The 14,257-nt window shown below is 44.2% G+C and carries 12 protein-coding genes; 10 read left to right on the top strand and 2 right to left on the bottom strand.

Annotated features, from left to right (window positions below; all coding sequences use genetic code 11):
- Positions 1 to 8: 8 nt before the first annotated feature.
- Entirely contained in the window at positions 9 to 1,712 is a 1,704-nt protein-coding gene (locus tag HNP76_RS08615; protein ID WP_184659517.1) for a DUF5312 family protein, read from the bottom strand.
- Positions 1,713 to 1,841: 129 nt separating this feature from the next.
- Complete coding sequence (leuB, locus tag HNP76_RS08610; protein ID WP_184659515.1) at positions 1,842 to 2,936, bottom strand: 3-isopropylmalate dehydrogenase; 1,095 nt, start codon at positions 2,934 to 2,936, stop codon at positions 1,842 to 1,844.
- A gap of 193 nt (positions 2,937 to 3,129) precedes the next feature.
- Here leuB and HNP76_RS08605 point away from each other — a divergent pair, with 193 nt between their 5' ends.
- The 10 genes from HNP76_RS08605 (at position 3,130) to pyrE (ending at position 14,249) form a co-directional block, all read left to right on the top strand.
- On the top strand, positions 3,130 to 3,684 hold the full coding sequence (locus tag HNP76_RS08605; protein ID WP_184659513.1) for a flavin reductase family protein: 555 nt from the start codon (positions 3,130 to 3,132) through the stop codon (positions 3,682 to 3,684).
- A gap of 169 nt (positions 3,685 to 3,853) precedes the next feature.
- Positions 3,854 to 5,146, top strand: coding sequence for an ABC transporter substrate-binding protein (locus tag HNP76_RS08600; RefSeq protein WP_184659511.1), 1,293 nt, complete (start codon positions 3,854 to 3,856; stop codon positions 5,144 to 5,146).
- Between the two features lie 117 nt (positions 5,147 to 5,263).
- On the top strand, positions 5,264 to 6,196 hold the full coding sequence (locus HNP76_RS08595; protein ID WP_184659509.1) for a carbohydrate ABC transporter permease: 933 nt from the start codon (positions 5,264 to 5,266) through the stop codon (positions 6,194 to 6,196).
- Positions 6,193 to 7,035, top strand: a complete 843-nt coding sequence (locus HNP76_RS08590; RefSeq protein ID WP_184659507.1) for a carbohydrate ABC transporter permease — start codon at positions 6,193 to 6,195, stop codon at positions 7,033 to 7,035. The genes HNP76_RS08595 and HNP76_RS08590 overlap by 4 nt, the downstream gene beginning before the upstream one ends.
- A 5-nt stretch (positions 7,036 to 7,040) precedes the next feature.
- Complete coding sequence (locus HNP76_RS08585; protein ID WP_184659505.1) at positions 7,041 to 8,681, top strand: glycoside hydrolase family 43 protein; 1,641 nt, start codon at positions 7,041 to 7,043, stop codon at positions 8,679 to 8,681.
- Complete coding sequence (locus HNP76_RS08580) at positions 8,678 to 9,688, top strand: LacI family DNA-binding transcriptional regulator (RefSeq protein ID WP_184659503.1); 1,011 nt, start codon at positions 8,678 to 8,680, stop codon at positions 9,686 to 9,688. Before HNP76_RS08585 ends, HNP76_RS08580 begins: the two co-directional genes overlap by 4 nt.
- A gap of 26 nt (positions 9,689 to 9,714) precedes the next feature.
- A complete protein-coding gene (gene xylB / locus HNP76_RS08575) occupies positions 9,715 to 11,238 on the top strand; it encodes a xylulokinase (protein ID WP_184659501.1) in 1,524 nt (507 codons plus the stop codon).
- A 27-nt stretch (positions 11,239 to 11,265) separates the two neighbouring features.
- Positions 11,266 to 11,916, top strand: a complete 651-nt coding sequence (locus tag HNP76_RS08570) for a DUF4867 family protein (RefSeq protein ID WP_184659499.1) — start codon at positions 11,266 to 11,268, stop codon at positions 11,914 to 11,916.
- Between the two features lie 21 nt (positions 11,917 to 11,937).
- On the top strand, positions 11,938 to 13,434 hold the full coding sequence (locus HNP76_RS08565; protein ID WP_206173042.1) for an L-fucose/L-arabinose isomerase family protein: 1,497 nt from the start codon (positions 11,938 to 11,940) through the stop codon (positions 13,432 to 13,434).
- A 128-nt stretch (positions 13,435 to 13,562) separates the two neighbouring features.
- Positions 13,563 to 14,249 (top strand): orotate phosphoribosyltransferase, encoded by a 687-nt coding sequence (pyrE, locus tag HNP76_RS08560; RefSeq protein ID WP_184659497.1) that lies wholly within the window; start codon positions 13,563 to 13,565, stop codon positions 14,247 to 14,249.
- Positions 14,250 to 14,257 lie beyond the last annotated feature (8 nt).

Raw genomic sequence — 14,257 nt, 5'->3', positions numbered from 1 at the left:
CACAGGATTTAATTTTTGGCCTTCTTTTTATCGAGGTTTTCCAGGTCAATAACGAAATTAAGGGCGCTTTCAATCATCTTCTGAGAAGCTTCGATTTTCTTTATGAAAGGTTCGTTGTTCTTGTCCTTCATCTTGTTCAGGTTTGAAACCGTATCAAAGCGGCTGTCTTTTGAAAGCCCGAGAATTCCTGAGAGAATCTGATTGATTGCCCTCGCGTTGTCACAGAAGCGATGGATAAGGCTTCGGACATCGCTCTCGATTTCACGCATCATCTGGTCGACTTTTGTCTGGGCCTGAAGGGTGCGAGATCCTTCCTCGTGAATTTTATTGAAAATCGCGCCGAGTTCTCCGTGGAAAGAAAGCTTTCGCTCAAGTTCCTGGAACGAAATCGAAAGCTGGATCATGGCACCGAAACTTTCCGAGAAGAGATTGTAGTTTTCTTTTTTGTTGAATGAGCCCTGGACGAGAAGGGTCTTTAAATCAAGCTCGCAGACAGAAAAACCCTCTCGCATGAACCAGTTGAGGAAGCCCAGGGTTGTTTCGTAAGTAAAATCTATGCCGCCCCAAAGACTGTCCCAAGGTCGCTGAGGGAAAAGGGGGAAGGTATCCAGTTCGAAATTGACTTTGAGGCTTGATAGAAGGGCTTCCTTTTTACAGTCGCTTTCCCATGCAGCCCACTTCTGGTCAAAAATTTTCTTCCATGTGTTTTTGTATTTGACGAACCAGTCTTCGCCGCCGGAAAATGTATTTATCCGCCACTGGGAATCAGCATGAATGAGGCGGGAGATTGAGCGGAGGGGAATGCTGGTTACGAACATCTGCAAAAGACCCAGACTCGAGTGTGCCTTGCTCAAAAAGTCTCCGGCGTCACGGCCAGTATTCTCGTCGTTCAGATGTTTGGAATTGCGGATTGCAAAAAGATAAAGTGCCTCAAGAAATTCATCGGGAATTACAATCGAACTGCACATGATTTGGGCAAAGGAATCGAGGTCCGCCTCAATCTGACCGAAAGGACAGATGAATTCTGTTGAGGAAATCTGCGAGAACTGCAAAAGAAGCCGGGCAAAAGGAATTTTAACAAACTGCCGCATCCATTCAGTGGCCTTGGCGGCGTCGTACATCTGTTTTTTTTCGTTTGCAGGAATATTCTCAAAAATGTCGTCGAGCCGGCGCAAAAGGTTGCTTCGTGTGTCCGGCCTGATTTCCGGCGTTACCGGGTTTGAGTAAGGGTCAACGTTTGTCGTGATTTCTGCCGTTACCGCGCTCATTACAAAGGAACTGAGGAAAACATAAAATGAGCCGTCGCTGTCTTCGAGGGAATTCAAATATGGCCGGAAAAAATCCGCGCAGGCCTTTAATTCGGTGAGCTGCTGGTAAAAATTTGTGAGCAGGAGGCTCTGCTTGTAATTTACGACTTCCGGGAAATTCCGCTGGATGTTGTGGGCGATTTCAGAAAGCTTATATTCGTTGTAGATTGTATTCTGGGTGGTGTTTGAAAGAATTGATTTGAGCCAGATGAAAAAACGGAGCAGGACAGATTCATTTTTGATTTTGATTTCCAGAGGTTCTGTATTGTCGTCAAATTTTTCATCAGCCGGCTGAATCGAAGCCGCTATGAAATTTGTGTCGGGTTTCATCTGATCAAGAATGCTCTGTCTTTCTTCGTCAGAAATTCCCGTGACCATGCGCTCAAAAGAATCTCGCTTTTCCATAAATTAATATTTTATAAGAAAATCTGAGATATAACAAGTAAAGTAATCTTAAAAAAATATAAAAAACGCCGGACTTTTGCATTCACTTGTACAAGAAAAGTCCGGCGTTTTTTAATATAAATAAGCGAATTATTTATTCAAATATTCTACAACGAGTTCGCCCATCTTCTTTGTGCCGACGAGCTTACCTGCTGCCTTTACCTCATCGAGGTGGCTTCCTGCGATGTCACCTGTGCGGTATCCGTCATCGAGAACTGCGTTGACTGCATTTTCGATTGCCTTAGCTTCTGTCTCAAGCTTGAAGCTGTAGCGGAGGAGCATTGCTGCAGAAAGGATTGTTGCCAGTGGGTTAGCAAGGTCTTTTCCTGCGATGTCCGGAGCTGAACCGTGGATTGGCTCGTAGAGGCCTGGGCCTGTTCCGTCACCCAAAGATGCAGAAGCCAGCATACCGATTGAACCTGTAATCTGGCTTGCTTCGTCAGAAAGGATGTCACCGAACATGTTGCTTGTTGCGATTACGTCGAACTGGCGTGGGTTTCGAACCATCTGCATTGAAGCGTTGTCGATGTAGAGGTAAGAAAGCTGAACTTCCGGATAATCTTTTTTAACGTCTTCTGCAACACGGCGCCAGAGCTGTGAAGAGTTGAGGATGTTTGCCTTGTCTACAACGCAGAGTCTTTTCTGGCGGTTCATTGCGTATTCAAAGCCCATGCGGACGATTCGCTCGATTTCTGGGCGTGTGTATTTTTCTGTGTCCCAGGCTGTGTTTCCGTCTGCGCTTGTTCCGCGTTCACCGAAGTAGATGCCTCCTGTAAGCTCGCGGACGATGAGGATATCAAGGCCTTCGCCGACGATTTCGTCTTTGAGAGGGCAGGCATCCTTAAGCTGCTTCCACATTACAGCCGGCCGGAGGTTTGCGAAAACCTTCATGCCGCCACGCATTCCGAGCAAGGCCTTTTCCGGGCGGATTTCAGAAGGAAGGTTGTCCCATTTTGGACCGCCGACTGCACCGAGCAGGGCTGCGTCTGATTTAAGACAGATATCGAGCTGATCCTGTGGGAGCGGATGACCGAATTTGTCGATTGCGGCTCCTCCTGCAAGAACGTTTGTATAATTCCACTTGTGACCATATTTTTTTGCTACTGCATCAAGAACTTTAACTGCCTCAGCAACAACATCAGGGCCGATTCCATCGCCAGGAATCAAAGCGATTGTCTTTTCCATATTTTACTCCATTAAAATGAATTAAATTACGGATTTATTATAGTGATACATCTATATTGCGTAAAGTGAAATAATATAAAGATAATAGTGTAAGAAATGCAACGTAACACACCCGAACCGCGTAAATGTCAAAGAAACTTTTCGTTTGAATTCCAGAAGAAACTGTGCTTTAATTAGCGCATGGAGGAAAATTATGGAATTTGATTCAGAAAAAGCAGTGATTGTGCCGGAAGGCGTTTTTATCATCGGAACTTATGATGAAAATGGAGTGCCCAACGCAATGAACGCAGCCTGGGGAATCCAGTCAGACTACGGTGAGATTACCCTCTATCTTGCAAAGCACAAAACGACAGAAAACCTCAAGAAGACCGGAGCTTTCACGGTTGCCTTTGCCACAAAAAATACAATGCAGATTTCTGATTATTTCGGAGTCGAGAGCGGCAATAATGTCAACAAAATCGAAAAGGCCGGAGTTCATGTCCACAAGAGTGCCCATGTCAATGCTCCTATTATAGAAGAATATCCTGTAACCCTTGAATGTGAGGTTACTGAGTGGAACGAGGAGAGGGAATACCTGCGCGGAAAGATTGTCGCCCAGCAGGCTGATGAATCTGTCCTCACCGACGGAAAAATCGATTTGGGCAAGCTGCAGCCGATTATGTATGACGCTTCCTTCCATGTTTACCGCGTGATCGGCGACATCGTTGGAAATGCATTTAAAGACGGCCTGGCAATCAAAAATTCGTAAAAAACTGTTCTACTTTTTAAACTAACAGATTTTTAAAATTTTTTCTTGACAAAAGAATTAAAGGGGAGTAATCTAAAAAACATAGGTAAGCGGTTGCCTATATTTCCTAAGATTCTGGCCGCCGTATACCATACACACACACTTTTTTTTCAAACATTTAGGAGGAAATATGAAAAAAAGTAATTTGATTTTGGGTGCAGTGCTCTGTGCTGCAGCATTGGTTTCTACAGGCTGCGAAAAGAAGGGCGGTGACACTTCTGCTGCAAAGAAAGACGCTAGCAAAAACCTGGTAGTCTGGTCTTTCACAGATGAGTTGGAAGGAATGATTAACAATTATTACAAACCTGCTCATCCAGATATGACAGTTGAGTATTCAATGACACCAACTGATCAGTTCCCTAACAAACTTGACCCTGTTCTTCAGAGTGGTTCTGGTACACCAGACGTATTCGCATTGGAGAACGCTTTCGTTCGCAAATATATCGAGTCTGACCTTCTTCTCCCACTTGATGATGTTTACGAAGAGGTTAAAGGCAAAATGGCTGACTATCCTATGAAAATAGGTACTTACAATGGTCACGTTTACGGTATGGCATGGCAGGTATGTCCTGGTGCATTGTTCTACCGCCGAAGCCTTGCAAAAGCTTACCTCGGAACAGACGATCCAGTAGAAGTTCAGAAATATGTTTCTGACCTCAAAAAATTCGTAGAGACAGCAAAACTCCTCAAAGAGAAATCAAACGGAAAATGTGACATCGTTTCTTCTTCAGGCGATATGTTCATGCCATACAAAGGCGCTCGCAAACAGCCATGGGTAGTAAACGACAAACTCGTTGTAGATCCAGCTATGGAGCAGTTCATGGATATGTGTAAGACACTCCATGACGAGAACCTCGACGGCCGCGTTGGTCAGTGGTCAGAAGGTTGGTTCGCTGGTATGAAGGGAACTCTCAAAGATGAAAAAGGAAATCCAGTAGAAGTATTCTGCTACCTCCTCCCAACATGGGGTCTCCACTACGTTCTCAAACAGAACTCACCAGATACAGCAGGCGACTGGGCTATGTGTGCTGGACCAGCTAACTACTACTGGGGCGGTACTTGGATCGCTGCTTACAAGAACACAAAGAATCCAAACGCTGCTAAAGAGATGATCAAATATCTCGCAACAGACGACACATTCCTTACAGCATATGCTAAATCTTCTGGCGATACAGTTGGTAACTTGAACGTTCAGAACGCCCTCAAAGACAGCTTCTCTGATCCATACCTTGCTGGACAGAACCACTACAAAGAGTTCTGTGAAATGGCTAAAGGTATCGATGGTAGCTTGATTCAGGGTACAGACCAGCAGATTGAGGCTTTGTTCAACGAAGCAACAGCTGCTTATGCAAACGGCGAAAAAACAAAGGAACAGGCTTTGAAAGACTTCAAAGACCAGGTTTCTTCAACAATGGGATATTAGTCTGACTGTACACTAATACCGTAAAAGGGGAGTGTATTTCTGTAATCGTGTGAATTCAGGGCGTTTTCAGAAACACTCCCCTTTTTATTGCCTATTTGCATGTACTTGGGGGAAAAAATGGTTAAATCTGATGTACAAAAAAGACTGAATAAATATGGATATATTTTCACGCTTCCTTTTGTCATTATTTTCTTGATTTTTAATTTATGGCCGACAATTTATACCTTCCTTTTGTCTTTTGGTGATCTTCGCGGTCTTAAGACGAGTTATAATATTATCGGTGTTGCAAACTTTGCAAAGTTGGTTTCGGATCCTTACTTTTGGGGTGCGGTTGTAAACACATTTATTATCTGGGGATTGAACTTCGCTCCTCAGCTTGGACTTGCCTTACTTTTTGCTGTTTGGCTTACAAATACGAAATTTAATCTACGCGGAAAGAATTTGTTCAGGGCTTTGTTCTATATGCCTAACCTTTTGACAGCTACTTCTGTCGCAATTTTGTTCCGCAGTTTGTTTGCATATCCAGTCGGCCCTGTTAATCAGTTGCTCTTGAATATTGGTATCGTTTCGGAGGCCTTCCAGTTCTTCCGAAGTGTTCCTTCGTCTCGAATCATTGTTGCTTTCATTCAGTGGTGGATGTGGTGTGGTCAGACCTTGATTTTGCTCATGGCTGCTATTACTGCAATTTCTCCTTCATTGTATGAATCTGCTGTTATCGACGGTGCTAATGAATGGCAGTGTACATGGAAAATCACTGTTCCTCTGCTCCGTCCGATGATGTTCTATCTGCTTATTACATCAATGGTTGGTGGTATGCAGATGTTCGATATTCCATTCCTTCTTACTGATATGCATGGTGGCCCGGACTACAAGATCAGAACCACGGCTATCTATATGTATAACATTGCTTTCCAGGGGCGTAACGATTATTCTTATGCGGCCGCAATTTCTATCGGCATGTTCGTTATTACGATTATTCTTGCGCTTGGAATTAATTACATGATTAAAGAGCGTGCTCCGAAAAGCTACAAAAAAGGAGTAGGAAAATGAAAAATTATCAGCAGGAAAAATTTACACAACAGCTTGTAATTTATGCTTTCATGATTGTTTTCGCACTTATTGCTGTAGTTCCTATTTGGCTCATGCTCATTAATGCTACACGTTCAACTGCGGAAATTAACGAAGGAATTTCTTTGTTCCCAAGCGTTTACGCTATGGCAAACTGGAAAGTCCTTACTGGCCGAGGTTTTAAACTTGCGGTCGGATTTAAGAACAGTCTTACAATTTCAATATTGGTAACAATGTTGAGCGTTTATTTTTCATCATTGGTTGCTTATGGTATCCATGTTTATCGTTTCAAGGCTCGAAAGATTCTCTGGAACCTTATCATGATGCTCATCATGCTTCCGGCTTCGCTTTCATTCATCGGTTTCGTACAGTTCATGTCAAAAGCACATCTCATGAACAGCTACATTCCTTTGATTATTCCTAGCATTGCTTCTGCAGGAACTGTATTGTTCATGAAGCAATACATGGATTCAGTTCTTTCATTCGAACTTATCGAGGCTGCCCGTATTGACGGTGCAAGTGAATTTGGTATCTTCAACGGTATCATTCTTCCGGTTCTTAAACCGGCTCTTGCTACTCAGGCAATCTTCGCTTTCGTTGGTTCATGGAACAACTTCATGACTCCGTTCGTATTGCTCTCTAGTACCGAAAAATATACACTCCCGATGCTCGTTCAGATGCTTCGTGGTGATATTTACCGAACAGAATACGGCGGAATTTACTTGGGTATCGCAGTTTCGTTGATCCCAATCATTATTTTCTATGCATTTATGTCACGCTATATCATCAGCGGTTTGACAATGGGTTCTGTTAAGGAATAAAAATTATGGAAAATCAGAAAACGGTTCGTGTTACAAATCCGATTCTTACAGGCTTTCATGCAGATCCTTCAATCTGCATGGCCAACGGAGAGTATTTCATCGCGAATTCAACTTTTGAATGGTATCCTGGAGTTGAGATCAGCCGCTCAAAAGATTTGGTTCACTGGACAAGTGTTCCTTCCCCGTTGAGCGAAAAACGCCTCCTTGATATGAACGGCGAAAAATTTTCTTGCGGAATTTGGGCACCATGCCTTTCTTATTCAGACGGTCTTTTCTGGCTGATTTACACAAATGTCCGTAACTGGAATGCCGGACCACACAAAGATTGTCCGAATTTCCTGACTACAGCTCCTTCAATCGAAGGTCCTTGGTCAGATCCTGTTTTCCTTAATGCAAGCGGATTTGACGCTTCCATGTTCCATGATGATGACGGAAAACACTGGTACATCAACATGGAATGGGATTTCCGCGAGACTGGTTACCGTCAGTTCTCTGGAATCGTAATGCGTGAATATGACCCGAAAACAAAAACTTTGGGCAAAGAGCGTTACAAGATTTTCAAGGGAACTGATATCGGTGGCGTTGAAGGTCCGCATTTGTACAAACGCAACGGATGGTATTACATTGCTGCTGCAGAAGGTGGCACTGATTACAAACATGCTCTTACTGTAGGCCGTTCTAAGTCTGTTACTGGCCCTTATGAAGTTCATCCTCAGAATCCTCTGATTTCAGGATGGGGACACGACGATGAGATTACGATTCATAAGGCAGGTCACGGAAGCTGGTGTTCTTCTATCGATGGAAAACGCACTTATCTTGTTTACCTTTGCGGTCGACCGCTTCCTGGCAAAGAAGATTGTGTCCTCGGCCGAGAGACTGCTTTGGCTGAAATCGAATGGAAAGATGACTGGCCATATGTAAAAGAGCCAGACGGCACTCTTGATAATGTTCCGCCGGACTATGTTGACGTTCCTGTTAGCGCAGACAACGATGGAATTCAGTCTGCACCTGGCTGGGGCAAAAATCATTATACCTTTGAAAAGGGTATTCCTGTTGATTTCAAAACCTTGCGCACTCCTGCAGATGGACGCTATTCTGTAACAGAGAGACCGGGCTGGCTTAGAATGTACGGCGGTCAGTCACCATGGTCATTCTATGAGCAGAGCATTTTCTGTCGCCGCCAGACTGACTTCAAATTTGTCGCAGAGACAAAAATCGACTTTGAGCCTGACTATTTCCAGCAGTATGCAGGTATGGTTTACCGCTATGACGAGGAAACGCAATATCTTTTGACTGTTGGTTATAGCGAAACAAGAGGAAAAATCCTTCAGGTCAATACAATCATGCCTCCTCAGCTTGGCTTTGAGTCATGGCAGCAGGGCATGGAAATTGAACTTGAGAAAGGTCCTGTTTGGATGCGTCTTGAAGTTGATCACAATAAAGGATGGTTCTCTTGGTCTCAGGATGGAAAGAATTTCCGAAAAATCCGGCCAATCTGTGAGCCTGCAAAACTTTCTGACGAATTCTGTGGAATGGGATTCACGGGAGCCTTTGTTGGAATGTTCTGTGTAGATACAGAATTCTATAAAAAGCCTGCTGATTTTGAGTATTTTGATTATACGGGATTCGACAGGGAATCAAAATGATAACGATTTATGATATCGCGAATGCAACTGGAGTCTCTGCACCAACAGTATCAAAAGCTTTGAATGGAACTGGGCATCTTTCTGAGAAGACCCGGGAATTCATTCTCAAAAAAGCTCATGAAATGGGGTATGAGCCTAACAGTGCCGCAAGAAGTCTTGCCACAAAACGAACATACCTCATTGGGGTTATCTATGATGATCCAGGTATGCAGAGAGGTTTCAGTCATCCGGTATTTTCCGTTGTATTGAATAAATTCAAGGAAAATGTTGAGGCTGCAGGTTACGATATCATATTCTTGTCATGTCACACAAAAATGTCCTACCGGGCGCACGCTGCGTTTCGCTCGGTAGAAGGCATTGCTATTATAAATGCTGAGTCCCGATTTAGCGAGGAACTTGAGGATTTAGGAAAGGTCGGCATTCCTTGTATTTCTACAAATGCGGTTATACCTGGAATCTGCACGATAATTTCAGACAATAAAAAGGCTGGTTACAAAGCCGCTGAATATCTTGTTTCCATGGGGCATAAAAAGATTGGTTTTTTGGGAGCACCAAATGACAGCTTTTTTTATGCTTCAAAGGAACGGCAGGAAGGGTTCTTCCAGTATTTGAGCGAGCACAATATTCCAATCGACAAGGATTTTTGCGAGGACTGCGAGGATTGGAATGTAAAAGCCGGTCAGAAAGGTTTTGAAAAACTTTACAATCGCCATCCTGACATGACGGCTGTTTTTGCGGTTTCAGATCTTCTTGCTTTGGGGATCTTAGACTATGTTCATGAGCATAAAATAAAAATCCCGGATGATTTATCTATCGTGGGGTTTGATGATGATTATATATCGGAATACACGAATCCAAGGCTGACTACTTTCCGTCAGGATTCAGAGTCTATTGCAAATCTTGCTGCGGATCTTTTGCTTCAGCATGTGGTTGGAGTGCCTGTTCCGAACAAAATGATTCACATACCATGTGAGTTTATGGAACGTGATTCAGTGCAACGTCGCTAACGCGGAGTTTTATAGGAGAATAAATAATGGAATACGTAATTGGCGTAGATTTGGGGACAAGCGGAACTAAGACCGTTTTGTTTTCGACTGATGGGCAACCGATTGCCTCAAAAACAATCGAATATCCTCTCTATCAGCCTCAGAACGGCTGGGCAGAGCAGGCTCCGGAAGACTGGTGGCATGCCGCTTGTGGCAGCATGAAGGAAGTGATTTCCAAAAGTGGAATCAATCCAAAGGACATCAAGGGTATTGGTATTTCAGGACAGATGCACGGTCTTGTAATGCTCGACAAAGCCGGCAATGTTCTTCGCCGCTCAATCATCTGGTGTGACCAGAGAACAGCCGCAGAATGTGATGAAATTACAAGCAAGGTCGGAGCAAGCCGCCTCATTGAATTGACTGCAAACCCGGCCCTCACAGGCTTTACTGCTAGTAAAATCCTCTGGGTTCGAAACAATGAGCCTGAAGTTTACGAAAAATGTGCTCATATTCTCTTGCCAAAAGACTATGTTAGATATATGCTCACGGGCGAATTTGCCACTGAGGTGAGCGATGCAAGCGGTATGCAGCTTTTGGATGTCCCTAACCGATGCTGGTCTGATGAAGTCCTTTCAAAACTCGGAATTGACAAATCTCTCCTTGCAAAAGTTTACGAGTCACCTGAAGTTACAGGAAAGGTTTCTGCTCAGGCTGCTGAGCTTTGTGGTGTTCCGGCTGGCACTCCGGTCGTTGGTGGAGCTGGCGATAATGCTGCGGCTGCTGTCGGTACAGGCACAGTTCAGGACGGAATCGCATTTACAACTTTGGGTACAAGCGGCGTAGTTTTTGCCCACACAGATAAGCTTTCAATCGACCCGAAAGGCCGAGTACATACATTCTGCTGTGCTGTTCCTGGCGCATGGCATGTAATGGGCGTAACTCAGGCCGCAGGTCTTTCACTCAAGTGGTTCCGCGACAATTTCTGCTCAGACGAAATTATTGTTGCAAAAGGACTGGATAAGGATCCTTACTATATTATGGACAAGCAGGCAGAACGAATCCCAATCGGAGCTGACCGCCTTCTTTATCTTCCATATTTGATGGGCGAGCGCACACCTCACCTGGACCCGAACTGCCGTGGCGCTTTCATCGGTCTTTCTGCAATGCACACTCGTCAGCACATGCTCCGTGCAGTAATGGAAGGTGTTGTTTACAGTCAGCGTGACTCAGTTGAAGTCTTGCGCGGAATGGGCGTAAAAATCAACGACATGCTTGCCTGCGGTGGCGGTGGAACAAGCCCTCTCTGGCGGCAGATGCTTGCTGATGTTTACGGATGTCCTGTAAAGACTGTAGTAAGCAAGGAAGGTCCTGCTCTCGGTGTTGCAATTCTTGCTTCTGTCGGTACCGGCGTTTACTCTTCTGTTCAGGAAGCATGCAAGCAGGTCATCAAGACAAATCCTGCTCAGAATCCGATTGCGGCTAATTCTGCAGAATACGAAAAGTTCTACAAGATGTACACAGAACTTTATCCTGCACTCAAAGAGAGTTACGCAAAACTGGCTAAAATCTAGTCAGGCTTAAAATTGGAGGTACAAAAAATGAAAATAAAAAGCGTTTTTTCAAAAGCGTTCGCCAAGTACGGAAAGGTTCTTACAGGTTATGATGTAAGTGACCTTCTCAAAAAACTTGACGACACTACAAAAAAGCCTGACAATGCTGTCATTTATGAGCCGGGCGATGCTGGATTGGAAAGCCTTCCAATTGCAAAAGAGCTGAGCGACAATGCTTACGGCGGAATGCCAATTCAGATTGGCTACTGCAACGGCTACAACACAAAGCTCAACTGTCTTGAATGGCACCGAGGTTCAGAACTTAACATTCCTTCAAACGACATGGTTCTTCTGCTTGCACCTCTTCAGTCTGTTAAAAAGGGAAAACTCGACACAAACCTCGTCGAAGCTTTCTATGTTCCGAAGGGAACAGTCGTACAGGTTTATGAAACAACTTTGCACTACGCACCATGTAATGCAGTTAAAAATGGCGAAGTTTCTAAGGAAGGTTTCCGTGTAATCATTGTTCTTCCAAAGGACACAAACACAGAAAAACCTGCCATTAAGGAAGTTGATTTCGAGGACAAGCTTTTGTGGGCACGCAACAAGTGGCTCATTGCTCACCCGGATTCAAACGAGGCAAAACAGGGCGCATTTGTCGGATTGTTCGGAAAGAACATCGACATTTATAAAAAATAAATTTTTTATAAGAGGTATAAAATGATTAACAACAAACCAAAAATCAAAATCGGTATCGTAGCTGTCAGCCGCGACTGTTTCCCAGAGTCTCTCGCTGTAAACCGCAGAAAGGCTCTTGTTGCTGCATATACAAAAAAGTATGGTGCAGATGAAATTTACGAATGCCCTGTATGTATCGTAGAAAGCGAAATCCACATGTGCCAGGCATTGGAAGACATCAAGAAAGCCGGCTGTAACGCACTTTGTGTTTACCTCGGAAACTTCGGCCCAGAGATTTCTGAGACTTTGCTTGCTAAGCACTTTGATGGCCCGAAGATGTTCTGTGCTGCTGCAGAAGAGACCTCTAAAGACGGTGGACTTATCCAGGGACGAGGCGACGCTTACTGTGGTATGCTCAACGCTTCTTACAACCTCAAGCTCCGCAACATCAAGGCTTATATCCCAGAGTATCCTGTTGGAACTGCTGAGCAGTGTGCAGACATGATTCATGAATTTGCACCAATCGCAAAGGCTGTTTATGCTTTGAATCACCTCAAGATTATTTCTTTCGGACCACGTCCTCTCAACTTCCTTGCTTGTAACGCACCAATCAAACAGCTTTACAACATCGGTGTTGAAATCGAAGAGAACTCTGAGCTTGACTTGTTCGAGTCATTCAACAAGCATGCTGGCGACGCTCGTATTAAAGACGTTGTTGCAGATATGGAAAAAGAGCTTGGCGCTGGAAACAAAAAGCCTGAGATTCTTGAAAAACTCGCTCAGTACGAACTTACTCTCCTTGACTGGGTTGAAGCTCACAAAGGATACCGCGAGTTCGTTGCAATTGCTGGCAAATGCTGGCCTGCATTCCAGACACAGTTCGGATTCGTTCCTTGCTATGTAAACAGCCGTCTCACAAAGATGGGTATTCCTGTATCTTGCGAAGTTGATATCTATGGATGTCTCTCTGAGTTCATCGGTACTGTTGTTTCTGACGACACAGTTACATTGCTCGACATCAACAACACTGTTCCACAGGACATCTATGATGAAGACATCAAGGGTAAGCACGGAACTTACACAATCAAAGATACATTCATGGGCTTCCACTGCGGAAACACAGCTTCTACAAAGCTTTCATTCTGCGAAATGAAGTATCAGCTGATTATGGCTCGTGCTCTTCCAGTTGAAGTTACAAACGGAACTTTGGAAGGAGACATCGCACCGGGACCAATCACTTTCTACCGCCTGCAGTCAACTTCTGACAACATCCTCCGCGCTTACATTGCACAGGGTGAAGTCCTCCCGGTTGCTACACGTTCATTCGGTGGCATTGGTATTTTCGCTATCCCGGAAATGGGCCGCTTCTATCGTCACGTACTCATCGAAAAGAACTTCCCTCACCATGGTGCAGTTGCATTCGGCCACTTTGGCAAGGCACTCTACGAGGTATTCAAGTACATCGGTGTTGAAGCAGATGAAATCGGATACAATCAGCCTAAAGGCGTTTTGTATAAAGGCGAGAATCCGTTCGCATAATCTTTTTGTGAATAGGATTTCATCCTGAACTTTTCCTCCTTGTTTGCAATCTGTGTGAGCACTTTCTTCTAATCTAAGCTCATGCAGGTTGCTTTTTTATTTTTAAATTTTTCGATATAATTTTTTTCATGGAACAGTACAAAAAAGAATTTATCGACTTTATGGTCGAATGCAATGTTTTGAAATTCGGAAGCTTTACGCTCAAAAGCGGCAGGCAGTCACCATTCTTTATGAATGCCGGAGCTTATGTTACAGGAAGCCAGCTCAAAAGGCTTGGTGAATATTACGCAAAGGCAATTCACGACAACTTTGGAGACGACATTGATGTTTTCTTCGGACCTGCCTACAAGGGAATCCCTCTCGCTGTCGTAACGGCTGTTGCTTACTCTGAGCTTTACGGCAAGGAAATCAAATACTGCTGTGACCGCAAGGAAGAAAAAGACCACGGTGCTGACAAGGGCGCTTTGCTGGGCTATAAAATCAAGGACGGGGACCGAGTTGTAATCATCGAAGACGTTACCACAAGCGGCAAATCAATCGAAGAAACTTACCCGAAAATCAAGGCTCAGGAAACAACTGAGGGCGGAATCAAAATCGTCGGTGAAATCGTAAGCCTCAACCGCATGGAAAAGGCTCCTGACTCTGACAAGGCTGCCCTCGACGTGATTTCAGAAAAATACGGCTTCCCGGCTCGTGCAATCGTAAGCATGAGCGAGGTCGTTGATGCGCTTTACACAAATGGTGACAAAAAATTGATTACCGATAAAATCAAGGCTGAAATCGACAAATATTACGAAATCTACGGAGTAAAATAAAAAATAAG

This window comes from Treponema ruminis, assembly GCF_014201975.1.
Classification (GTDB): Bacteria; Spirochaetota; Spirochaetia; order Treponematales; family Treponemataceae; genus Treponema_D; species Treponema_D ruminis.
This window is presented reverse-complemented; position numbering and strand designations above follow the sequence as displayed.